The sequence below is a fragment of the Streptomyces sp. NPDC058619 genome, from assembly GCF_042717785.1.
In the GTDB taxonomy this organism is placed as follows: domain Bacteria; phylum Actinomycetota; class Actinomycetes; order Streptomycetales; family Streptomycetaceae; genus Streptomyces.
This window is the reverse complement of the sequence record NZ_JBHXQN010000051.1, coordinates 22152-45033: the sequence shown is the minus strand read 5'-3', so window position 1 is coordinate 45033 and position 22882 is coordinate 22152. Positions and strand designations below refer to the sequence as shown.

General features: G+C 74.8%; 21 protein-coding genes. 12 read left to right on the top strand and 9 right to left on the bottom strand.

Annotated elements, in window-relative coordinates; all coding sequences use genetic code 11:
• Positions 1-335: 335 nt before the first annotated feature.
• Together ACFWTC_RS31460 and ACFWTC_RS31455 are read left to right on the top strand one after the other, a co-directional pair.
• Positions 336-1469 (top strand): hypothetical protein, encoded by a 1134-nt coding sequence (locus ACFWTC_RS31460; protein ID WP_384029394.1) that lies wholly within the window; start codon positions 336-338, stop codon positions 1467-1469.
• A 102-nt stretch (positions 1470-1571) separates the two neighbouring features.
• A complete protein-coding gene (locus ACFWTC_RS31455) occupies positions 1572-2663 on the top strand; it encodes a phosphotransferase family protein (RefSeq protein ID WP_383930912.1) in 1092 nt (363 codons plus the stop codon).
• 124 nt (positions 2664-2787) lie between these two features.
• Here the strand turns inward: ACFWTC_RS31455 and ACFWTC_RS31450 are convergent, their stop codons facing one another.
• Complete coding sequence (locus ACFWTC_RS31450; RefSeq protein WP_383930914.1) at positions 2788-3237, bottom strand: hypothetical protein; 450 nt, start codon at positions 3235-3237, stop codon at positions 2788-2790.
• Positions 3238-3454: 217 nt separating this feature from the next.
• Here ACFWTC_RS31450 and ACFWTC_RS31445 point away from each other — a divergent pair, with 217 nt between their 5' ends.
• From ACFWTC_RS31445 to fxsA, 4 genes are all read left to right on the top strand, one after another.
• Entirely contained in the window at positions 3455-3895 is a 441-nt protein-coding gene (locus ACFWTC_RS31445) for an Lrp/AsnC family transcriptional regulator (protein ID WP_030011705.1), read from the top strand.
• Between the two features lie 93 nt (positions 3896-3988).
• On the top strand, positions 3989-5620 hold the full coding sequence (locus ACFWTC_RS31440) for an amidohydrolase (RefSeq protein WP_383930917.1): 1632 nt from the start codon (positions 3989-3991) through the stop codon (positions 5618-5620).
• 305 nt (positions 5621-5925) lie between these two features.
• The gene (locus ACFWTC_RS31435) at positions 5926-6891 is read left to right on the top strand and encodes a glycosyltransferase (protein WP_383930920.1); all 966 of its coding nucleotides are present in this window, start codon (positions 5926-5928) and stop codon (positions 6889-6891) included.
• Positions 6892-7040: 149 nt separating this feature from the next.
• Positions 7041-7637: an FxsA family membrane protein gene (fxsA, locus tag ACFWTC_RS31430; protein ID WP_383930923.1), complete on the top strand. Its 597-nt coding sequence runs from the start codon at positions 7041-7043 to the stop codon at positions 7635-7637.
• A 269-nt stretch (positions 7638-7906) separates the two neighbouring features.
• Here fxsA and ACFWTC_RS31425 read toward each other — a convergent pair whose 3' ends face one another.
• The 3 genes from ACFWTC_RS31425 to ACFWTC_RS31415 form a co-directional block, all read right to left on the bottom strand.
• Positions 7907-8281, bottom strand: a complete 375-nt coding sequence (locus ACFWTC_RS31425) for an RNA polymerase-binding protein RbpA (protein ID WP_185301965.1) — start codon at positions 8279-8281, stop codon at positions 7907-7909.
• A gap of 313 nt (positions 8282-8594) precedes the next feature.
• The gene (locus ACFWTC_RS31420; RefSeq protein WP_383930926.1) at positions 8595-9986 is read right to left on the bottom strand and encodes an MFS transporter; all 1392 of its coding nucleotides are present in this window, start codon (positions 9984-9986) and stop codon (positions 8595-8597) included.
• 67 nt (positions 9987-10053) lie between these two features.
• Positions 10054-10824, bottom strand: coding sequence for a glycerophosphodiester phosphodiesterase family protein (locus tag ACFWTC_RS31415; protein ID WP_384029390.1), 771 nt, complete (start codon positions 10822-10824; stop codon positions 10054-10056).
• 193 nt (positions 10825-11017) lie between these two features.
• Between ACFWTC_RS31415 and ACFWTC_RS31410 the strand changes: the two genes are divergently transcribed.
• A complete protein-coding gene (locus tag ACFWTC_RS31410; RefSeq protein ID WP_384029388.1) occupies positions 11018-12520 on the top strand; it encodes a PLP-dependent aminotransferase family protein in 1503 nt (500 codons plus the stop codon).
• 79 nt (positions 12521-12599) lie between these two features.
• Here the strand turns inward: ACFWTC_RS31410 and ACFWTC_RS31405 are convergent, their stop codons facing one another.
• Both ACFWTC_RS31405 and ACFWTC_RS31400 read right to left on the bottom strand, forming a co-directional pair.
• A complete protein-coding gene (locus ACFWTC_RS31405) occupies positions 12600-14261 on the bottom strand; it encodes a hypothetical protein (protein WP_384029386.1) in 1662 nt (553 codons plus the stop codon).
• Between the two features lie 73 nt (positions 14262-14334).
• Complete coding sequence (locus tag ACFWTC_RS31400; RefSeq protein ID WP_365627890.1) at positions 14335-14529, bottom strand: hypothetical protein; 195 nt, start codon at positions 14527-14529, stop codon at positions 14335-14337.
• 314 nt (positions 14530-14843) lie between these two features.
• Between ACFWTC_RS31400 and ACFWTC_RS31395 the strand changes: the two genes are divergently transcribed.
• From ACFWTC_RS31395 to ACFWTC_RS31385, 3 genes are all read left to right on the top strand, one after another.
• Positions 14844-15266, top strand: a complete 423-nt coding sequence (locus ACFWTC_RS31395) for an ankyrin repeat domain-containing protein (protein ID WP_384029384.1) — start codon at positions 14844-14846, stop codon at positions 15264-15266.
• A 332-nt stretch (positions 15267-15598) separates the two neighbouring features.
• Positions 15599-16996: a HEAT repeat domain-containing protein gene (locus ACFWTC_RS31390; RefSeq protein WP_383930940.1), complete on the top strand. Its 1398-nt coding sequence runs from the start codon at positions 15599-15601 to the stop codon at positions 16994-16996.
• Between the two features lie 71 nt (positions 16997-17067).
• Positions 17068-17583: a DUF2867 domain-containing protein gene (locus ACFWTC_RS31385; RefSeq protein WP_384029382.1), complete on the top strand. Its 516-nt coding sequence runs from the start codon at positions 17068-17070 to the stop codon at positions 17581-17583.
• A gap of 85 nt (positions 17584-17668) precedes the next feature.
• On the opposite strand, the gene ACFWTC_RS31380 is transcribed toward ACFWTC_RS31385, so the two are convergent.
• Genes ACFWTC_RS31380 through ACFWTC_RS31370 form a run of 3 tightly spaced genes read right to left on the bottom strand, consistent with a single transcriptional unit; the run spans position 17669 to position 19960 of the window.
• Positions 17669-18535, bottom strand: coding sequence for a biotin-dependent carboxyltransferase family protein (locus tag ACFWTC_RS31380; protein WP_383930946.1), 867 nt, complete (start codon positions 18533-18535; stop codon positions 17669-17671).
• Positions 18528-19148, bottom strand: a complete 621-nt coding sequence (locus ACFWTC_RS31375) for an allophanate hydrolase subunit 1 (protein WP_383930949.1) — start codon at positions 19146-19148, stop codon at positions 18528-18530. Before ACFWTC_RS31375 ends, ACFWTC_RS31380 begins: the two co-directional genes overlap by 8 nt.
• Complete coding sequence (locus ACFWTC_RS31370; protein WP_384029392.1) at positions 19145-19960, bottom strand: LamB/YcsF family protein; 816 nt, start codon at positions 19958-19960, stop codon at positions 19145-19147. Before ACFWTC_RS31370 ends, ACFWTC_RS31375 begins: the two co-directional genes overlap by 4 nt.
• Positions 19961-20134: 174 nt before the next feature.
• Here ACFWTC_RS31370 and ACFWTC_RS31365 point away from each other — a divergent pair, with 174 nt between their 5' ends.
• A complete protein-coding gene (locus ACFWTC_RS31365) occupies positions 20135-21640 on the top strand; it encodes a hypothetical protein (protein ID WP_383930951.1) in 1506 nt (501 codons plus the stop codon).
• Between the two features lie 271 nt (positions 21641-21911).
• Positions 21912-22814: a hypothetical protein gene (locus ACFWTC_RS31360; RefSeq protein WP_384074879.1), complete on the top strand. Its 903-nt coding sequence runs from the start codon at positions 21912-21914 to the stop codon at positions 22812-22814.
• The last annotated feature ends 68 nt before the right edge of the window (positions 22815-22882 follow it).

The following is a 22882-nucleotide window of genomic DNA, read 5'->3' as shown; positions in this document are numbered from 1 at the left end:
CGCCCTTGAGGGGACGGCCCGACCCGGAGAGACGATGAGACTGACGGGAACCCCCCAACACCTCGCGCTCCCGCCCGGCACAGGCACCGCCCCCCGCACCCCCGCCCCACCCAACGCGGTGCCGCCGAACGGGTGCGCCGCCCTACCCCCGCGTGTCGAAGTCCCGCCCCGCCACACCGTGCCGTGTCGCCACTTCGTGCCAGAAGTCTGTTCCCCCGCACGGTTTCTGACGTACCGTCATGTCTGCCCGACATGACGCCCCCGAGGTCGCCGCTGCCGAAGCCATCGAAGCCGCCGGCGCCGCCGTCACCGTCACCGTGTCCAGGAGGTCCGCCATGCCCGCCGACCGGCCCATCGCCCTCGACGAATACCCCATCCACCAGGCCCCCCTGTCGATGAAGCACCTCGTCAGCGGCGACCGCAACGCCTACGACCGGTGCATCTTCCACGTCTTCGACCACGCCGGCCGCGCCGTCCTCATCCTCGGTCTCGGCGTCTACCCCAACGCCGGCGTCATCGACGCCTACGCCACCCTGCGCATGGGCGACGAACTCCTCGCCGTCCGCGCCTGCGACGCGCTCACCGACGACCGGATGAACCTCTCCGTCGGCCCGCTCTCCATCACCGTCGACATACCGCTCAAGCAGCTCACCCTCCGCTGCGCCGCCGATCCGGACGACCCTCTGGGGCTCTCGTACGACGTCACCTGGACCGCCGAGTTCCCCGCGGTGTGGGAGCCCCACCACGTCCAGCGGCGCGGCGACCGCCTCATGCTCGAAGGCCGCCGGTTCGTCCAGGCCGGAGGCGTCACCGGCACCGTTCGCGCGAACGGGGAGGAACTCGTCCTCGCGCCGGGGGAGTGGACCGGTACCCGCGACCGCAGTTGGGGCGTACGGCCGATCCCCGGGGAGGACGGCGGCCGGGCGGCCGAGGAGTACCGCCCCGAGGGGTTCCACTGGCTCTGGATACCCGTCCGCTTCGAAGACCGCTTCCTCATGGTCATCGCCCAGGAGGACGCGGACGGCCACCGCACCCTCAACGAGGCCGTACAGGTCTTCCCCGAAGGCAGCGACCGGCACGACGTCCAACTCGGCTGGCCGCACACCGAGATCCGCTACCGCCCCGGCAGCCGACACCCGGTGAGCGCGGTCGTCCACCTCGCCGACCCCTCCCGCAAGCCCCTCGAACTCGGGGTGGAGATCCTGAACTCCTCCCCGCTCGCAGTCGGCGCCGGCTACCCGCCCGCCGCCGACTGGCAGCACGGCACCTGGCAGGGCCGGGACTGGACGGACCGCCGCCGCTACGACCTCTCCGACCCCGCGGCGCACCCCATGGCCGCATTCGGGGTCACCGACCACTCGGCCCGCTTCACCCTCGACGGCCAGGTGGGTCACGGCATCTTCGAGCACGGCAGCTTCGGCCGCCACGACCCGAGCGGCTTCACCGACTACTCCTCCGTAGCCCCGTAGCCCCGTAGCCCCGTAGCCCCGTAGCCCCGTAGGCCTCTGGCCGCCCGTCCCGCCGCCCCCGCCTCCCCCAGCCGAACAGGAAGAAAGAAGAGAGGGGTACCCATGGCCACCGCACCACGTCCGCGCACCTCCACCCGGGAGCCCGAGGAGCTCGGCCGGCGCCTCGCCGCCTGGCTGGACACCCGGCTCCCGGGCGCGCGGGTCACCAACCCGTCCGTTCCCGGGTCGAACGGCATGTCCAGCGAGACCCTGCTCTTCGACATAGAGCACCCGGACGCCCCGCTCCGCGCCTGCGCGCTGCGGCTCGCCGCCGATCCGGCCGCCTACACCGTCTTCCCCACGTACGACATGCCGCGCCAGCACCGCGTGATGAGCCTGGTCGCCGAGCACACCGACCTGCCCGTACCGCGCGTGCAGTGGCTGGAGGAGGACCCGGGGCCGCTCGGGGCGCCGTTCTTCGTCATGGCCCGGGCGGAGGGCCGGGTCCCGCCCGACGTCATGCCCTACACGTACGAGGGGAACTGGCTGCACGCCGCCACCGACGCCGAGCGCGCCGGACTCCAGGAGGCGAGCGTCGCGCTGTTGGCACGCCTGCACGACCAGTTCCCGGCCGCGGAGGCCGAGTTCCTCCTCCCCGAGGGCGAGGGGACGCCGCTGCGCCGGCACGTCGACGGCCAACGCGCCTACTACGCCTGGGTGGTGGGCGGACTGGCCCCGTCCCCGCTCATCGAGCGGGCGTTCGCGCGCCTGGAGGGGCTGTGGCCCGCGGACGAGGGCCCCGCCGTCCTCAACTGGGGCGACGCCCGCATCGGGAACGTCGTCTACGACGGCTTCACGCCGGTGGCCGTCCTCGACTGGGAGATGGCGGCGTACGCCCCGCGCGAGGTCGACCTCGGCTGGACGGTGTACCTCCACCGGTTCTTCCAGGACCTCACGGTCGGCTTCGGGCAGCCGGGCCTGCCCGACTTCCTGCGCCGCGAGGACATCGAGCGCCGGTACGCCGAACTCACCGGGCACACCCCCCGGGACATGGAGTTCCACACCCTCTACGCGGCTCTGCGGCACGGCATCGTGATGCTGCGCATCGCCTACCGGCAGGCGCACTTCGGCGAGGTCGAGATCCCGGCCGATCCCGACGGCCTGATCCTCCACCACGCCAGTCTGGACGCCATGGTCCGGGGTGCGTACTGGTAGGCCCAGGGGCAGGATCCCGCAGCCGGTCAGCCGGTCAGCCGGTCAGCCGGTCAGCCGGTCAGCCGGTCAGCCGGTCAGCCGGTAGGCCCGCAGGCCGGCCGGTGCCGGGTTCCCGGCGCCGGTGTCAGGCCGCCTGCGCGTGCTGCTGCCGGGTCTGGGGCGGTACGGGGCTCACCATCCGCACCGGACGCGAGCCCGGCCCGCCGGCGTGGGAGAACGGCTGGGTCCGCCAGTCCAGCCCCTGGGGCAGGGTCAGGTGCACGATCGGCTCCAGCTCCGGGGCGTCGTCCGGACGCGGTACGCCCACGGTCGGCAGCGCGTCGGAGGCGGGCCGCCCGGTGCCGGCGCACACCGTGAGCCCGAACGGGTTCCACGGGGTCAGGCAGAGGGCGTGCTGCGGCAGGTGCTCCTCGTCGGCGAAGAGGGCGATCGACTGTCCGCAGTCGGGGCAGGTCGCGTGGTGGACGTCGAAGCCCTCGCCGTCCTCCGCGTATTCCGGGTACGGGTCGTCCCCGGAATCGAGAAGCTCCAGGGGCTCCGGTGCGGTGCGACCGGCGCGCTTGGTGTTCAGCATGGATGTACTCCCCCTTGGGTGGGCCGGGCGGGCAGGTTCTACGGCCACGGCCACAGCAAGCACTTCCCGTCCCGCGGCACGAGTAACCACATCCGTCCGCTGTACGCGCGCATCGGCTTGTGGCCTTGGTCACATGCCCGCCGCAGATGCCTCCACTGGGCGGACAGCACTGTGCCTGGAGCACCCCTGGGCCTTAAGTTGAGCGGCTATGAGCGCAATGGAGGAGCTGGACCGCCAGATCGTTGATCTGCTCGTGCGGGACGGGCGGATGAGCTATACGGATCTGGGCAAGGCCACCGGACTGTCCACGTCGGCGGTCCACCAGCGGGTACGCCGACTCGAACAGCGCGGGGTGATCCGCGGCTACGCCGCCGTCGTCGACCCCGAGGCCGTCGGGCTGCCGCTGACGGCGTTCATCTCGGTCAAGCCGTTCGATCCCAGCGCGCCGGACGACATCGCCGACCGGCTGGCCGGGGTCCCCGAGATCGAGGCCTGCCACAGCGTGGCGGGCGACGAGAACTACATCCTCAAGGTCCGGGTGGCGACCCCCCTGGAGCTGGAGGACCTGCTGGGCCGCCTGCGCGCCCTCGCGCACGTCTCGACCCGCACGACGGTGGTCCTCTCGACCCCGTACGAGGCCCGCCCGCCCCGCGTCTAGCCCGTCCCGAATCCAGCACGCCCAGAGCGCGCCCCGAGCCCGCCGGGGACCCGGCGGTCGGGCCGGGGCCGGCGGCGCGGGAGACTGGTCCCCATGACTGACCGCACCGCCCACTCCGCCGACGCCGCCGCCGGAGCACCGACAAGGACCGTCCTCCTGCGCGGGGGCGAGGTACACAGCCCCGCCGACCCGTTCGCCACCGCGATGGTGGTCGAGCGCGGCCACATCGCCTGGGTCGGCTCCGAGGGCGCGGCAAACGCCTTCGCGCAGGGCGTGGACGAGGTCGTCGACCTCGGCGGGGCGCTCGTCACGCCGGCCTTCACCGACGCCCACGTCCACACCACCTCCGCCGGCCTGGCCCTGACCGGGCTGGACCTGACCGCGGCCCGCTCGCTACCCGCCGCGCTGGAGCTCGTACGGGCGTACGCCGCGAGCCGACCCGCCGACCGGGTGCTCCTCGGGCACGGCTGGGACGCGGCCCGCTGGCCCGAGCGGCGGGCGCCCCGGCGCGCCGAGCTCGACGAGGCCGCGGGCGGCCGCCCGCTGTACCTGAGCCGCATCGACGTGCACTCCGCCGTGGTCACCACGGCCCTGCTCGACCTCGTTCCCGGCGTCGCCGCCCGCGGGGACGAGCCCCTGACCCGGGACGCCCACCACGCCGTCCGCGCGGCCGCCCTGGCCGCCGTCACCCCCGCCCAGCGGGCGGAGGCGCAGCGGGCCGCCCTGGACCGGGCGGCCTCCCTCGGGATCGGTTCCGTGCACGAGTGCGGCGGCCCCGACATCTCCTCCGCCGAGGACTTCACCGGGCTGCTGGCCCTGGCCGCCGGGCGTCCCGGGCCCCGGGTCTTCGGGTACTGGGCCGACCGGGATCTCGGCCGGGCGAAGGAGCTGGGGGCCGTCGGAGCCGCCGGGGACCTCTTCGTGGACGGCGCCCTCGGCTCGCACACGGCCTGCCTGCACGCCCCGTATGCCGACGCCACCCACACCGGCACCGGCTACCTGGACGCGGGCGCCGTGGCCGAGCACGTGGCCGCCTGCACCGAGGCGGGTCTGCAGGCGGGCTTCCACGCCATCGGCGACGCCGCGCTCACCGCCGTCGTCGAGGGCGTCCGGGCGGCCGCCGAGACGGTCGGCCTGGCTCGCGTGCGGGCCGCCCGGCACCGGATCGAGCACGCCGAGATGATGACCCCGGCCACCATCGCCGCCTTCGCGGAGCTCGGCCTCACCGCCTCCGTGCAGCCCGCCTTCGACGCGGCCTGGGGCGGCGCGGACGGCATGTACGCCGACCGGCTGGGAGCCGAGCGGGCCCGCACCCTCAACCCGTACGCGGCCATGCTCAAGGCGGGCGTCCCGCTGGCGTTCGGCTCGGACGCGCCCGTGACCCCGCTCGACCCCTGGGGGACGGTCCGCGCGGCCGCCTTCCACCGGACGCCCGAGCACCGGATCTCCGTACGGGCGGCCTTCACCGCCCACACCCGGGGCGGCTGGCGGGCGCTGGGCCGCGACGACGCGGGCGTCCTGGTCCCGGGGGCACCGGCCGACTACGCGGTCTGGGAGACCGCGGAACTGGTCGTCCAGGCCCCCGACGACCGGGTGGCCCGCTGGTCCACCGACCCGCGTTCGGGCACCCCCGGGCTGCCCGACCTGAGTCCCGGCGCCGCGCTGCCGGTGTGCCTCGCCACCGTGGTCGGCGGGCGGGAGGCATTCGTACGCCCACAGGGGTGATCCGGTCGGCCTCGGTTCGGTACGGGCGGCCCGACCCGGATAGGTTCGGCCGGGTCCACCACAGGACGTCCGTGCCGGAAGGGACCGTCTGCGCAGCGCGCCCGCGCCTCGGGGGCGAGGGAAGGTTTCGCCGGGCGGCGGGTGGCCCCGGGTCGGGGCCCGGCGGTCCAGTAGACAACGGTCACGGCGGCCCGCAGCCAGCGGGAGTCTGACCGGCCCGAAGGACCGCGGGCCCCGACCACTGTTCTAAAGTCATCCTCTGCGACACGACGTACAGGACGTGCGACAGCACAAAAGGGGACTCAGTGAGCGACGGCGGACAGCGGACCTACGGACCGCTCGGTACGGCCCTGGTGATCATTCCGACCTACAACGAGGCGGAGAACATCGGGCTGATCGTCGGGCGCGTGCGCGCGGCCGTGCCCGAGGCGCACATCCTCGTCGCGGACGACAACAGCCCGGACGGCACCGGCAAGCTCGCCGACGAGCTGGTGGCGGGCGACGACCACGTCCACGTGCTGCACCGCAAGGGCAAGGAGGGGCTGGGCGCCGCCTACCTGGCGGGCTTCCTCTGGGCCCTGGAGCAGGGCTACGGGGTGATCGTCGAAATGGACGCCGACGGCTCCCACCAGCCCGAGGAACTGCCCCGCCTGCTGACCGCGCTGGCCGGCGCCGACCTGGTCCTGGGCTCCCGCTGGGTGCCGGGCGGGCGGGTCGTGAACTGGCCCAAGAGCCGGGAGTTCCTCTCGCGCGGCGGTTCGACGTACTCGCGGCTGATGCTGAACCTCCCGATGCGCGACGTGACCGGCGGCTACCGGGCGTTCCGCCGGGAGACCCTGGAGGGGCTGGGCCTGGACCAGGTGGCGTCCGCGGGCTACTGCTTCCAGGTGGACCTGGCGCGCCGGGCCGTGCAGAAGGGGTTCCGTGTGGTGGAGGTCCCCATCACGTTCGTCGAGCGCGAGTTCGGCGACAGCAAGATGAGCAAGGACATCCTGGTCGAGGCCCTGTGGCGGGTCACCCAGTGGGGCATCAAGGCCCAGGCGGCCAAGCTCCTGCCGGGCAAGCCGCAGGCAGCGGCGGGCACGGCCGCGAGCCCGACCGCGACGCGGGGCCCCGCCACGGGACCGGCGTCCGCCACGGGACCGGCGAACGACACCGGCACCTCGTCCGCGACCGGCACCTCGTCCGGTACGGGGCCCGCGGCGGGCACGGGCTCCGCGGCGGACACGGGCTCCGGCCCGGACGCCGACGGGGCGACCGGCCAGGCCTGAGCGGCCGCGGCCCCGGAACGCGCCCCGGAACGGCCGCTCCGGCGGACCCGCGGCGGCGGACCCGCGCGCCGGAGCCGGAGGGCACCCTAGGGGATGTCCGGTACCTCCGACTGAGGCCACTTTCACTCCGGCCCGGGCACACTGGTGGTATGACGACCGGCGTTCCCACTTCGACGGCCCCCCGGCGGCGCTCGCCCGCCCGCACCTTCGTTCCCCTTGCCATCACCGCCTGGCTGATCCTGGAGATCTGGCTGCTCACCCTGGTCGCGGGCGCGGCCGGCGGGCCGGCCGTCGCCGCGCTGCTGGCGGGTGGAATGGTCCTGGGCGCGGTGGTCATCAAGCGGGCCGGGCGGCGTGCCTTCAAGAACCTGGCGGAGACCTTCCAGCAGGCTCAGCAGGGCGTGCAGCCCACCCCGCAGCGCCCCGGCCAGGGCAACGGCCTCACCATGCTGGCCGGCTTGCTGCTGATGGTGCCGGGCCTGATCTCCGACGCGGCGGGCCTGGTCCTGCTGCTCCCGCCCGTCCGGGCGTGGATCGGCCGGCGCGCGGCCCGTTCGCTGGAGCGCAAGATGGCCTCCGCCCCCGCGGGCAGCTTCGGCGACGCCTTCCGGCAGGCCCGTATCCACCAGCCGGACGGCAAGGTCGTCCAGGGCGAGGTCATCCGCGACGACCGGCCGGCTCCGGACCGCCAGGGACCGGGCCACCAGGGCCCCGACACCTCCTACCGCCCCCCGCTGGCCCCGTAAGGCAGCCGTACGACCCGGGTGGCCCGTGCACGCAGCGCCGGGCCACCCCCTCGTGCCCGCGAGGCCCCGGACCGCACCCGGTGAGCCCGTACACCCAGCGACCGGTGACCGGTGACCTCGTACCCCGTGGCCCCGCGACGGAGGTCCCGGCCTCCCGGCCGGCCCACGCGCCCGGCCGTCGCCCCGAACACGGCCACGCGCGAAAGCCGAGGGGCCCCGCCACACTGTGTGGCGGGGCCCCTCGGCTTTGTCGTGCTGTCGTCCGGCTGTCAGGCGGACTTGCGGCTGTCCCGCGGATGCACGGCAATGTTCATGGCGCCGGAACGGAGGACCGCAAGCCTTTCGGCAAGCACTTCCTCCAGCTCCTCGCGGGTGCGTCGCTCCATGAGCATGTCCCAGTGCGTTCGCGCAGGCTTGCCCTTCTTCTCTTCGGGCCCGTCCCCGTCCACCAGGAGTGCCATGACGCCGCACGCCTTGCACTCCCACTCCGGCGGAATGTCTGCCTCAACCGAGAACGGCATCTCAAATCGATGTCCGTTCTGGCATGCGTACTCCACCGCCTGGCGCGGGGCCAGATCGATGCCGCGGTCCGTCTCGTAGCTGGTAACCACGAGGCGCGTACCGCGGAGAGCTCGCTCACTCATGAATCGTGCCTCCCGGGCTTCTCGCCCACAGGACAGGTGTCGCTGTCGTCGTCATCCGGTCAACGTCCGGCCGGCGGTATAGATTCCCGCTCCGGGTGATGCGTCGCCCGTCGTACCGCCCCTTGTTGTTACCCACCAGTGCCCGTTTTGTCACATCTGGCAACAGATGTCACCCAACGTCGCGTCTTTTCGAGCGCGCAGTAACGGTCCGCCTGGCAGGCCAAAGGCGTACACTACCGGCCCTTTGCTTCAACGTCTAAATTCGTTCGGAATTCGTTCGTGGATCCGGGTCGGCGGGGTGCGCGGAGCGTGGTCAGATGCGTGCGGGTACAGGATTGCCTGCCGCCTCCACCGCGCGCCGCACCGGCACTCGTGCCAGGAGCACGAAACCCAGTGCGAAGAAGACCACCAGCGAGATGATCGCGTCCCGGTAGCTGCCCGTGACCTGGTACGTGAGGCCGAACACCAGCGGTCCCACCCAGCTCACCCCGCGGTCGCTCACCTCGTACGCGGAAAAGTACTCGGCCTCCTTGCCCGCCGGCACCAGGTGGGAGAACAGGGAGCGCGACAGCGCCTGGCTGCCGCCCAGGACCAGTCCGATCATCGCGGCGAGCGCGAAGAACCACACCGGCGTGCGGGCCGGAAGGAAGTATCCGGCCGCCAGTGTCACCGCCCACGCGACCAGCGAGCCCATGATCGTCCGCTTGGCGCCGTAGACGCGGGCCAGCCGGCCCATGCCCAGGGCGCCGGCCACCGCCAGGACCTGCACCAGCAGGACCGCCACGATCAGCGTCGACTGCTCCAGCTCCAGCTCCTCGGAACCGTAGACGGAGGCCTGGGAGATGACCGTCTGCACCCCGTCGTTGTAGATCAGGTACGCCAGCAGGAACGACAGGGTCAGCGGATAGCGCCGCATGTCCTTCAGGGTCGCGACGAGCTGCTTCCAGCCGCTGACCGCCGGGCCCGCCCCCGCCTCGCGGACCACCGCCCGGTCCCGCAGCCGGCGCAGCGGGATGAGCGCGAAGGCCCCCCACCACACGCCCGCCGAGGCCAGGCAGATCCGTACCGCCGTGCCCTCGGAGAGGCCGAACGCGTCGTGGCCCTGGTAGAGCACCAGATTCAGTACGAGCACGAGCGCGCCCGAGGTGTAACCGAAAGCCCATCCGCGGGAGGAGACGGTGTCCCGCTCGTCGGGCGTGGCGATCTGCGGCAGGAACGCGTTGTACAGGACCATCGACACGGCCAGCGAGGCGTTCGCGACGATCAGCAGCAGCCCGCCCAGCAGGTAGCGGTCGCCGTCGAGGAAGAACATGCCCGCTGTCGCGGCGGCCCCGGTGTACGCCGCGACCGCCAGCAGCGGCTTCTTGCGGCCGGTGCGGTCCGCGAGCGCGCCCGCCAGGGGCATGACCAGGACGGCCACGATCACCGACAGGGACACGGAGTACGCGAAGAAGGACCCGGCCCGGATGGGGATCCCCAGCGGGTGGACGTACCCCTCGGCGTCCGCGGCGGCCTTGGTGACGGCCGTCAGGTACGGGCCGAGGAACACCGTGAGCACGCTCGTCGAATAGACCGAGCAGGCGAAGTCGTAGAAGTACCAGCCGTGCTGTTCGCGCTTGCGGGCGGCGGCGTCGGGGTCGGTCGCCGCCTGCGCCCCGCCGTCCTCGGGCCCTGGCTCCGTCGTGTCCGTCGTCCGCGCACTCATCTGGTGCCCCCTCGCTGATCCCGTACCGCTGCGGCCCGCCGGGGGCCCGCGCGCGGCCGGAAGGCGCTCAGGCCCAGGCCCCGCGCCGGTCCAGCACCGTGCGCAAGATGTCGATCCGGTCGGTCATGATGCCATCGACGCCCAGGTCCAGGAGCGCCTCCATGCGTTGCGGTTCGTTCACGGTCCACACGTGCACCTGGAGCCCCCGCTCGTGCGCGGTGCGCACGAAGCGCCGGTCGACGACGCGGACGCCCGCCTGGGTCTCCGGAATCTGCGCGGCCACCGCCCCCACGCGCAGCGCCGCCGGGATCGCGTACGAGCGCAGGCGCAGGCCGACGATCCCGCGGGCGCCGTACGAGGTGGCCAGCCGGGGACCGGCGATCCGCTGCGCCCGGGCCACCCGGCCCTCCGAGAAGGACCCCACGCAGACCCGGTCCCAGAGCCCGGCCCGCGCGATCAGGTCGACCAGCGGAAGCAGCGCCGACTCGGCCTTGACGTCGATGTTCCACCGGGCGTCCGGGAACTCCTCCAGCAGCTCCTCGAAGAGCGGCAGCGGCTCGGAGCCGGCCACCCGGGCCTCGCGGACCCGCCCCCAGGGCAGCTCGGCGATCCGCCCCCGGCGGTCGGTCACCCGGTCCAGCGTGGAGTCGTGGAAGGCGACGAGCTTCCCGTCGGCCGTGGCGTGCACATCGGTCTCGAAGTACCGGTAGCCCGCGGCGGCGGCCCGCCGGAAGGCGGCGGCGGTGTTCTCCAGCCCGTCGGCGGCCCCTCCCCGGTGCGCGAAAGGAATCGGAGCGGGGTGGTCCAGATACGGGTGGCGAAGGCGTACGTGCGTCACGGCGGCAGTATGCCCCCTCCCGCCCGCGGGGCGGGAGCGGCCGGGCCGCGGGGCGGGAACCGGGGAGGCGCCGCGCGGCCCCGCTCTGGCACGAGTGGACCGGCGCGTGACACCCTGGGCCGGAAGGCAGCACTCCAATCCCGGCCCGCGGCCCCACGGCCCAGGCCAATCCCGCGAAGGTGGACCGGACGCAATGGCCGAATGGACCTCGGCGGTCGGTGCCGCCCAGCTGGCCCGCCTCATCACCTCCCAGCAGGAGCGGACCGCAGTCCCCGGCACCCGCAAGCCGCCCGCGTACCGCACCCTGGCCGACGGGATCAGGCTGCTCGTCCTGGAGGGCCGGGTCCCGGTCGCGGCCCGGCTGCCCGCCGAGCGCGAGCTGGCCGGCGCCCTCTCCATGAGCCGCACCACCGTCGCCGCCGCGTACGAGGCCCTGCGCGGGGAGGGGTTCCTGGAGTCCCGGCGCGGCTCCGGCAGCTGGACGTCCGTACCCGCCGGGAACCCGCTGCCGGCCCGCGGCCTGGAGCCGCTGCCGCCCGAGTCCCTCGGCTCGATGATCGACCTCGGCTGCGCCGCGCTGCCGGCCCCCGAGCCGTGGCTGACCAAGGCCGTGCAGGGCGCGCTCGAAGAACTCCCGCCGTACGCCCACACCCACGGCGACTACCCGGCGGGCCTGCCCGCGCTGCGCCGGATGCTCGCCGACCGGTACACCGAGCAGGGCATCCCCACCATGCCCGAGCAGATCATGGTCACCACCGGGGCGATGGGCGCCATCGACGCCATCTGCAGCCTCTTCGCGGGGCGCGGGGAGCGGATCGCCGTCGAGTCCCCCTCCTACGCCAACATCCTCCAGCTCATGCGCGCCGCCGGGGTCCGCCTCGTGCCCGTGGCGATGGCCGGCGGGCTCTCCGGCTGGGACATGGACGTGTGGCGCCAGGTGCTGCGCGACTCGGCCCCGCGGCTGGCCTACGTCGTCGCCGACTTCCACAACCCGACCGGGGCGCTGGCCTCGGACGACCAGCGCCGCGCGATGGTGGAGGCCGCCCGGTCGGCCGGCACCGTCCTGATCGCCGACGAGACCATGATCGAGCTCCAGCTGGACCCGGACCTGGCGATGCCCCGCCCGGTCTGCTCGTTCGACCCGGGCGGCAGCACGGTGGTGACCGTCGGGTCCGCCAGCAAGGCCTTCTGGGCGGGCATGCGGATCGGCTGGGTCCGCGCGGCCCCCGACGTGATCCGGAGCCTGGTCGCCGCGCGCGCCTACGCCGACCTGGGCACCCCGGTGCTGGAGCAGCTCGCCGTGAACTGGCTGATGCGGACCGGGGGCTGGCAGGAGGCCGTCGGGATCCGCCGCGACCAGGCCCGGGACAACCGGGACGCCCTGGTCGCCGCCGTCCGCCGGGAGCTGCCGGACTGGGAGTTCACGGTTCCGCAGGGCGGGCTGACCCTGTGGGCGCGGGCGGGCGGGCTCTCCGGCTCCCGGCTCGCGGAGGTGGGGGAGCGCGTCGGCGTACGGGTCCCCTCGGGGCCCCGCTTCGGGGTGGACGGCGCCTTCGAGGGCTACGTCCGCCTGCCGTTCACCGTGGGCGGGCCGGTGGCCGTGGAGGCCGCCGCGCGGCTGGCGGCGGCGGCCCGGCTGGTCGGCACGGGCGCGGGCGGCAGCGGTGCGGAACCGCCGCGGACGTTCGTGGCGTAGCCGGGGGAGCCCGACGCAGCCGACGGGGCCGGGGGAGCGGGCGGCGGCGGGCGCGGGGCGACCGAGCCGCCCCGCGCGGTCAGGGGGCCTCGGCGGGTACTTCCGGGATCTCCGAGGCGTCGAACGAGGACGCCGGCTCCGGTGCCTCGGGCTGCCCCGGGAGCGGCTTCGTCAGCGTGACGGGCCCTTCCCCGTCCCCGGCGGCGTCACCGCCCGCGCCCGGGCCCGCCGGTCCGCGGTCGGGGAGCAGCTCCAGCACCGCCTGCCGGTGCGCCGGGTGGGTCGCGTCGTCGTACGGGTCCGGGGTGGCCGGTACCTGGAGCCGGTGCACCGGACCGGTGCCGAGCCGGGCGTACCCGCGGCCCGGGGGCACCTGGGTCGTCGGCGTGGTGTGCGGCGGGAGTCCGAGCACGTCGGTGATGTGCTGGATCGTGGCCGGTCCGAGGACGACGCGGGCCCGGGTGTGCTGCCAGACGGCGTCGTTCAGCAGCTCCAGGTGGTCGAACTGCTCGGCGACGACCACCGTGATGTGCGCGCCGCGGCCGTGCCGCAGCGGCGCCTGGAGCTGGGCGAGCGGGTCGGGGCGGCCGTCGGCGGCGGCCAGGTGAGCGAGCACGCTGGGCCGGTCGAGCAGGATCCACAGCGGGCGCCGGGTGTCCTCCGGGGCCGGGCGGCCGGCCTCGCGGGCCCGGTGGGTGGCGATGAGCCGGCGTTCGGTCTCCTGCGCGGCCCACTCCAGGACGGCGAGGGCTCCGGTCGGCCCGCACTCCACGGCGAGGACGCCGGCCCGTCCGGACAGGCAGGAGTACTCGCCGCTGCCGCCGCCCTCCACGATCAGCACGTCTCCGCCGTGCCGCAGGGCCTGGAGGGCGATCGAGCGCAGCAGGCTGGAGGTGCCCGCGCCGGGCTGGCCTACGGCCAGCAGATGGGGCTCGGTGGAGCGGGGGCCGGTGCGCCAGACCACCGGCGGGACGTCGCGGGGCTCGTCGCCCCCGTCCCGCACGGGCAGGGTGCGCTGCACGCTGCCCGCGTCGGTGAAGCCGAGGACGGTCTCACCGGGGGAGGTCACGAACGGCTGGGCGGCGATGCCGGTCGGCAGCGCCGCCAGCACGCTCAGGTCGAGCTGGTTGCCCTCCTCGTCCCAGTCGAAGAGGTACTCCCGTCCGCGCCCGGACTTGGCGTGCAGCAGTGCCTCGATCCGGGCCCGTGCAGCGGCCTCGCCGTCGGTGAAGTAGGCCGGGTAGCGGATGCGGAGCCGGGTGATGCGGCCCGCCTCGTCGAACTCGTAGCCGCTGAAGGCCTTGTCCCACTCGCCGCCGTGGGCGAAGAGCGGGCTGGGGTCCTCCGGGATGGAGAAGTACGGCACGAGGGCTTCGTAGAGGGAGCCGAGCCGTTCGGTCTCGGCATCGCCGGGTCCGGTCTTCACCGGGGTGCGGTCGCGTCCCCGCCAGGCCGCCGCCGCCATGAGGGTGATCAGGGCGAGGAGGGGGCCGTAGGGGACGAGCGCGACCACGAGGACGCAGGCGGCCGCCAGGAACAGCGCGGGACCACGCTTGTCCTTGGGGGTCTGCGACCACTTGCGCCGCCCGGCGGAAGCCAGGATGCGCAGGCCGCGCCCGATGGTGAGGAGCGGATGGAGGACGTCCGTGGCGCTGTCGGCGGCCGTGCGAGCGAGGTCGCGGCCCCGGGCCAGCGACGTCGTGCCGCTGCTGAGGATGCGGGGAAGTGGGCGCCGGGCCACGGGCGTCTCCTGGAGATGTGGTGCTGACGGGTGATTCGGGTGTGGCTGGTGTTCCTGTGCCGTGGTGGCCGGCCTAGAGCTTGATCCCGCCGAGCAGACTGGCGAGGCTCGCCGTGCTCGCCGTGATGCTCGGCGCGATGGCGGAGCCGGCGAGGAAGAAGCCGAAGAGCGCGCAGACGAACGCGTGCGACAGCTTCATCCCGTCCTTCTTGAAGAACAGGAAGGCGATGATGCCGAGTAGGACGACACCTGAGATCGACAGGACCATGAGGTTTCTCCTGGTGGGTGGGGACAGTCACCATCAGTCCTTCCAGGCTCACAGCAAGTATCAATGCGACAAAAGGTGCATACGGGTGAATCGAGCCCTTTTTCACTTGACCGGCCCACCCCGGCTGGCGCGTCCGGCACGCAGGGGGTCAAGAGTGATCCTTGCCTCGGCCCGCGCCCTCCATGTGCAGGTCCGGGCGCTACCCTGACGTTTCACCCGTACGGACGCAGTGCCGTGCACCCCCCTGCCCGCCCGGCCCGCGGCCCGGTTCCCGGACGGGCCACCCACGCAGCGAGCGAAAGGCGGTACGCGCGATGAGCGAGCACACCGAAGGCGGCTCCGGCTCCCAGGACGTCCCCGACGAGGACGTCATCGAGCTGGCCACCAAGATCTTCGACCTCGCCCGCCAGGGGGAGACCGAGACGCTCGCCGCGTACCTCGACGCCGGAGTCCCGGCGAACCTCACCAACGACCGCGGCGACACCCTCCTCATGCTCGCCGCCTACCACGGCCACGCCGAGGCCGTCACGGCCCTGCTCGCGCGCGGCGGCGAGGCCGACCGCGCCAACGACCGGGGCCAGACCCCGCTCGCCGGCGCCGTCTTCAAGGGCGAGGAGGCCGTCATCCGCGCGCTGCTCGCCGGCGGGGCCGACCCGAACGCCGGAACCCCGTCCGCCGTGGACACAGCCCGCATGTTCGCAAAGGCCGACCTGCTGGAACTCTTCGGAGCCAAGTAGTCCGTTTTTTGCCGTGCCCTGGTCCGGCCTGACCGGTTGCGGACCTCACAGGTTGGTCACGGCGGCCATAAATGTGGTCGCGGCGCACAAACCGCCTGGGTCATCATGGCGACGGATTCGATTCGCGAACACGGCGGACGGGCAGGAGCGGGCAGGACACGTCGGGTGTCCGGGCCCGGCCCGGCCGCCCTGCTCCCGGAGCACCGACGAGAGTGAGAAGGCAATGGTCTACATCGAGCGGAACATGACGGCGGACGTCCTCACATGCTGTTACGCGGCCCTGTGAATTTTGATTCCCGGTTGCGTCCCCAGCTTGATTTGAGGCCATTCCCATGTTCGAACCAGTCATAGCGCCGAGCGGCACCCTGCTCGGGCTCCTCCAGCGGGGCCGCGGCGACGGCACCCTGCACGCCCTCGCGGCGCCCAGGCCAGAGGCCCTGGACGCCCTCAACGAGTGCGTGCTCCGGGATCCGCGCCAGGACTGGCAGGTCGAGAACCGCTCCCTGTACTACGCCCGCCTGTACCTGGACCTCGACGGCCCGCTCGGCGCCGTCGAGGCCCACCTCTTCGGCGCCGACGACCTCCTCGACGAAGAGGACCACCGGACGGGCCTGGCCCTGTCCGTGCTGGGCCACCTGGCCTCGTACGGACGCGACGACGCGCTCATGCTGCTGCGCCGGTACGCCGCCTCCGGCGCGAACTGGGCCTGGGCCCTCGACGAGCTCGCCCTGCGCGACGACGACGAGGGACTGCGCGGCCTCGCCGCGCCCGTGCTCGCCCGCTTCCCCGCCACGGCGGAGGGCGAGGCGCGGCTGGCCGCCGCCGTCCGCGACGCGTACGAGCCCCGGCCCTGGAGCCTGTGGGAGGAGTCACCGCTGTACGGGGAGCGCCTGCGCGCCGCCCGGCAGCAGGGCTCCTTCGACCGCTGGCAGCGCCAGCTGACCCCGAACGGGCCCCGGCCCGGCTGGGGCGTCCAGGCCGTGTTCGACTGGGCCGCCGACGGACTGCGCCGCGGAACCCCGCTGCACGTCCCCGCCGCGCGCTGCCTCGCTGCCGTGGCCCAGCCCGAGGACCGGCCCGCCATCCTCGCGGCCGCCGCCGGAGCCTTCGGCGAGGCCGCCCGGGCCACCGCCCTGCACCACCTGGTCCTGGCCGAGCCGGAGAACCCGGCCGTGCTGGACCTCATCGAAGCCGCCGCCGACGAGCCCGCCCTGGCCGCCTACGAGCGCATGTGCGGCCCGGCCGCCGTCGAGCGGGCCCGGCGCTGGATCCACCGGCCCGACGCTCTCGGCGCGGCCGCCGGAGCCACCCTCGCCACCCGCGGCGGCCCCGAGGACGCCACCCTGGTCCTGGGCGCCCTGCGCTCCACTGTCCGGGGCGCGGGCCCGGACAACCGGCGGCTGTTCGCCCTGGTCGACGGGGCGGGCCGGCTCGCCATCGGCTGCGCCGCCCCGGTGCTGCGCCACATCTACCGCGAGACGTCCTCGTCCCACTTGCGGGGCCGCGCCGCGCGCGCCCTCGCCAGCACCGACCCCTGCTTCGCGGCGGGCTTCGCCGTCGAGTGCCTCTGGGACTGCGAGGAGACCACCCGCGAGGTGGCCGCCCGCCACGCCGAAACGGCCGACGCGCGCGTCGCGCCCCGGCTGCGGCGGCTGGCGGCCGACCCCGCCGAGGAAGAGGACGTACAGTCCGCCGTGCGGAGCCGGATCACTCCGGAGTCCGCCGTGTAGCAGCCCGGGGTGTTCCGGGAAGGGGCCCTGCGGGGGCGGGCCCCGGGCACACACCGGCGAAGGGTCACACGATGGGCCGTCAGGTACGCAGACACACGCCACCCGTACTGGACGCGGCCCGCGCCGGTCTGGGCTCCGTCGACCACGTGGACGCGGTGGCGGTGGACCTGCCGGCCGGCACCTCGGCGGTGGACTTCGCCCGGCTCGTCCTCGCGGGAGGCCCGCGCTGGATCGGCCGGTTGACCGCCCTGCGCGACCGGCTGGCCGCGCCCTTCGGGCTCCACGTACAGGAACGCGACCGCCCGCACCGGGACATCCGCCTCGAACCCGGCCTGAAGATCGGGCCGATGCGCGTCCTGGCGGTGGCCGACGACGAGGTCCTCTGCGGGGACGACGACAAGCACCTGGACTTCCGCGCGTCCTTCGCCGTGCGGCCGACGACCGGCCCGACGGGCACCGAGGGCGTGCTCACGACGGCGGTCCGCTTCAACCGCCCCGCCGGCCGCCTGTACTTCCGGGCCATCGAGCCCTTCCACCACCTGATCGTGGCCCGCCTCGTCGCGCACGCCGGCCGGCCGCGGCCCTGAGCTCCGACGGGCCGGGGCCGGCCCGGGCGAGGTGCCTGCCGGACGGCGCGCGGGCAGCCGTCGGGCGCCCCCTCGAACGAACGCCTCACCGGGACCGTACGAACCGCACCGGTACCCCCGGCCGGGCCTGGGCCGCCGCGTCGAGGGCCGGGCCCGGCGGGACCACGCCCACCACCGGGTAGCCGCCCGTCACCGGATGGTCCGCCAGGAACACCACCGGCAGGCCGTCCGGCGGGACCTGGACCGCGCCCAGCACCATGCCCTCGCTCGGCAGCTCCCCGGACCGGGCGCGGACCAGCGGCGGACCCGCCTCCGTGCGCAGGCCGATGCGGTTGGACACCGCCGACACCCGGTACCCCGTACGCCACAGCCCGGCCAGGGACGCGCCGGTGAACCAGTCCGCCCGGGGCCCCGGCCGCAGCGGGAGCACCAGTTCGGCGGGCGCCCCGGGCAGCGGGCAGACCTCCGGCCCCGCGGCCGGGCCCGGACCGGCCGGCCCCACCGGCAGCAGCGCCCCGGCCGACAGCACCGGCGGCCCCAGGCCCGACAGCAGGTCCGCCGAGCGGCTGCCCAGCACCGGCGGCACGGCCAGGCCGCCCCGTACCGCGACGTACCCGCGCAGCCCCGACTCCGCCCGGCCCACCTCCAGCTCCGCCCCGGCGGGCACCCGGACCGGCGCGCCCCAGGCCACCGGGCGCCCGGAGACCCGTACGGGACATGGCGCGCCCGTGACGGCCACCGTCACCGCCGCCAGGGCCCGCAGCCCGACCCCGTCGAGGGTGGTCTCCAGTACGGCCGCCCCCCGTGGATTGCCGACCAGCCGGTTGGCCAGCGCGTACGCCGCCGTGTCCAGGGCCCCCGAACGGGGGACCCCGAGGTGGGCGTGGCCCGGGCGGCCGCCGTCCTGCACCGTGGTCAGGGCCCCCGGCCGCACCACCACCAGCTCAGCCACGGCCGGCCTCCTCGAACCGCACCCGCACCCCGGGTGCGAACAGCGCCGCAGGCTCCCGCTCCGGGTCCCACAGCACCGCGTCGGTGGTCCCGACCAGCTGCCAGCCGCCCGGAGAGGAGCGCGGGTAGACCCCCGCGTACTCGCCCGCCAGCGCCAGCGAGCCCGCCGGGACGGCCGTACGGGGCGTGGCCCGGCGGGGCAGGCGCAGCCGCTCCGGGAGTCCGGTCAGGTAGCCGAAGCCGGGCGCGAACCCGCAGAACGCCACCCGGAACCCGATGCCCCCCACGATGCCCGGCACCTCCCCGGGGGCCACGCCCCACAGCCGGGCCACCTCCGCCAGGTCCGGCCCGTCGTAGCGCACGGGGACGGTCACCAGCGGCCCCCCGGCCTCCGCGAGCGGGGGCACCTCCCAGCGCTCGATGCGCGCCCCGAGCGCCGCCGGGTCCCGTACGCCGTCCAGCAGCACCGTCCGCGCCGCGGGCACGACGTCCCGGACGGCGCCCAGTTCGCCAGCGTCCCGCCGCCGCAGCAGCTCCGCGTGGAGCGCGGCCACCTCGGCGTCCGAGCCCACCTCCACCAGCAGCGCCTCGGCGCCGACCACCAGGGCCCTCACGCGAAGGCCTCCACCGCGACCCCGGCCGCGGCCAGCGCGTCGCGGACCCGGCGGGCGAGTCCGGCCGCCCCCGGGGTGTCCCCGTGCAGGCACAGCGAGCGCGCGGCGACCCGGACCGCGGACCCGTCGGCGGCCGCCACCACACCCTCGACGGCCATCCGCACCGCCCGGGCCACGACGGCGTCCGGGTCGTGCAGCACCGCCCCCGGCTCGGTGCGCGGCAGCAGCGTCCCGGCCGCCGTGTACGCGCGGTCGGCGAAGGCCTCCGGCACCGCGGTCAGCCCGGCGTCGGCGGCGGCCGCGAGCAGCAGCGACCCGGGCAGCCCCAGGACCGGCAGCCCCAGGACCGGCAGCCCTGCCGCCGACCGGCCCCCCGGGCCGGTCCCGGCCGCCAGGTGGACGCCGGCGACCACCGCGGCGGCCTGGTCCGCGTCGTGCACGGTGCGGTTGTAGAGCGCACCGTGCGGTTTCACGTACGACACCGTGGAGCCGGCCGCCCGGGCGAACACCTCCAGGGCCCCGATCTGGTAGGCCACCTCGTCCGCGAGTTCACCGGCCGGCACGTCCATGGAGCGCCGGCCGAAGCCCGCCAGATCGCGGTAGGAGACCTGGGCGCCGATCCGTACGCCCCGCTCCGCGGCCAGCTCGCAGACGCGGCGCATGATGGAGGGGTCCCCGGCGTGGAAGCCGCAGGCGACGTTGGCGCTGGTGACGACCGCCAGCAGCGCCTCGTCGTCGGTCAGCGTCCAGCGGCCGAAGCCCTCGCCGAGATCGGCGTTGAGGTCGATCGCCGCCGCCGGAGGTGTGATCATGGAAGCCATGCGCCGAGCGTAGAACGCCGGGGAAGGACCCGCCCCGTCCGCAGTCCAGTCCGCGGCCCGGCCGCGGTTCCGTCCGCAGTCCCGCCCGCGGTCTGTCCGTCGGGGACGATCCGGCCGAACCATGCCGTTTGGGTTGTTGTCAGGGTCAGCGCCTAGTCTTTGCGCGTGACTCTCCCCGCCCCGGCGAAGACCCTTCCGTCCCCGGCGCCGGGCCCGGCCGCCGACGAGGGCCTGGCCCGTCGGCTGCGCGCCCTCGCCTGCACCGCCCCGCTGCACGACCTCGACGTACGCAAGGCCAATCTGGCCGGCGAGTACGGGGTCTACGCGATGGCGGAGGTTGCGCTCGCCGCGATCGACATGGTCACGCTGAACATGGACTTCGACACCGGAGCCGACCACGAGCAGATAGTGACCAGGCTGCTCCCGCGCGTCGCCGCCCAGGCCCCGGCCCGCCCGGCCGCCGAGCACGAGCGGGTCGTCCGCTGGGTGCTGGAGAACCTGATCAACGTGGGCAGCGTGGACCGCGGCTTCCGCGCGATCTACGGCACCTTCGGCCCCGACGGCGTCTACGTCCGCCGGGACTACGACTTCAAGCTGATCGAAGAGGTCCTCGGCCACGGCGGCGCGGTCTACCTGCGCACCACCGACGAGGCCGTCAACGTCCTGGTCGGCGCCCTCGACACGGACGTGACCAGCGCCCAGATCGCCGCCGAGGTCAAGCTGGAGGTACTGATCAGCCGCGGCCGGCTGGCCGACGCCCAGCTCGCCGCCGAGCAGGCCCGCTACCGGACCGTCCAGTACGCCGAGACCCTGCGCCGGACCCTGGACGCCACCCGGCGCAACGTCCGGGCCGTGGACTGGCTCCAGGCCGTACCCGACATGATCGCGGAAGCCCTCGAACACGTCGCCGACCGCTACCGGCACGAGAACGCGATCCTGACGAACATCCGCAAGGCCCGCGACGAGGCCGAGGAGCCGGAGAACAAGCGCCGCGCCGCCGAGCTCGTCGACATCGTCAAGGACTGCATCCGCCGCCACACCCAGCTCCAGTCGCGGCTGCTGGACGCCGGCCCGCTGTTCCGCGCCGAACAGGACCGCCAGGCCTTCGCCGCCCCCGCGCCGCGCTCCGGCATCGACCTGTACGGCCAGCTCGTGGCCCCGCTCCTGCCCCTTCCGCTGGAGCAGGCCCGACGGGTCACCGACGCCTTCTTCGCGTCCGGCGCGGGCCTGCGCACCCCGGTCTCCGTCCGGGTCGGGGACCTGGTCGAGATCCTGCTCACCCCGCCCGTGGAGCGGGAGCACCTCGGCGCGGAGATGCGCGAGCCGGACCTCATCGCCACCCCCGACGACAGCCGCTTCAGCGAGGAGCAGCTCGCCGCCGCGATGCGACTCCTCGACCTCCCGCACGACGCGCCCCGCCGTCTGTCCGGGCTGCTCGCCGAGGCCCGCCGCAGCGATGCCGACCTGCCGTACCTGGTGGCCCTGCTGGCCGTCCACGCGGCGAGCCCGGCCGTCGGCACCGCCTACCGCCAGGGCGAGGAGCGGCTGCTCTTCGCGGTGGACGACGGCACGCAGCTGGAGGACGCCGAGTTCGGCGGCGCCGACCTGATCGTCGGCACCGCCCTCCTCGACGCCGCCGGCATGGCCGCCGACCGCGCGGAGGCGGCGTGACACCCCCGCGCGGCGCGCGGACTGTACGGCCGTCGCGGGTCGCCCGGCCCGTACGGCTTCCGCAGGGCGGCGGGCCCGTACGGCCGCCGCGGGGCGCAGCACCCGTACCGCCCCCGCCGGGCGGCGGCTCCGTACCACCCCCGTGTGGAGCCCGGACCGTACCGCCCCCGCCGGGCGGCGGCCGCGTACCGCGGGCCGCCGCCCGGCAGGGTGCCGGCGCCGTGCACCGCCACCACCAGCACGACCACCCCACCGTCGAGGAGACCAGCCCGTGAGCGACCACCACGCCGAGCACCCCGCGTGGAGCGAGCCCGACGCGCCGTCGGCTCCCGTCGCGCCCGCCCACGCGCACGCCGTCACCCCCGCCGACGCGGCCGACGCCGCCCGGCTCGTCTCCTTCGGGCTGCAGCCCAAGCTGCTGCCCGCCCGTGACGCCGAGTACGCCAAACTGCTCCGCCGCTACCGCGAGGACCCCGGCTTCGGGCGCCTCGCCGACGCCGTCGCCACCGGCCTCGGCCTGGTGGTCCTGGAGGTGTCCCCCCGGGCCGGCATGGCCGTCGCCGCCGACGAGGACTCCGTCTTCGCCGTCCGCATGGGCGACTACGCGCGCCGCACCGCCGCCGACTCCGCCGACCGGTTCCTGCACGGCCTCGCCCACCTCGCCGTCGCCGCCCTCGCCTTCCCCCGCCCCGAGGACCTCGCCGACGACGGCTACATCGGCCGCATCACCGTCAACGGAGTCGACGCCTTCGTCCGGCAGACCTGCCGCCGCCTGGAGGAGCGCGCCGAGGAACTCGGCGAGAACACCGACCCTGCGACCGACGCCCCCGGCCTGGAGGCGGCCTGGCGCGTCTACGCCCGCCGCAGCTCCACCGGCGCCACCAAGGACGCCCGCCGCCTCGCCGGCTCCACCACCGGCATCGTCGGCAAGGCCGCCGCCTTCCTCACCGACTCCGGATTCCTCCAGCGCACCGGCGACGAGGCCGGAGGCACCTACCGCACCACCCCCCGCTACCAGCTCCAGGTCCGCGACATGGCGGGCAGCGCGGCCATGGCCGAGCTCCTGGAACTGGGCGTGGTACCCGTCAGCGACGGCTCCGCCACCCTCCTGCCGCCGCCCGAGGGTGACGACCTGGAACTCGCCGCCGACGCGGGACTCCCCTTCCACGCCTGAGCCGCGCAGCCACCCGAGCACCCCCCGCCCTCCGTACGACCCACGAGAGACCACGAGAGTCCGCCGCC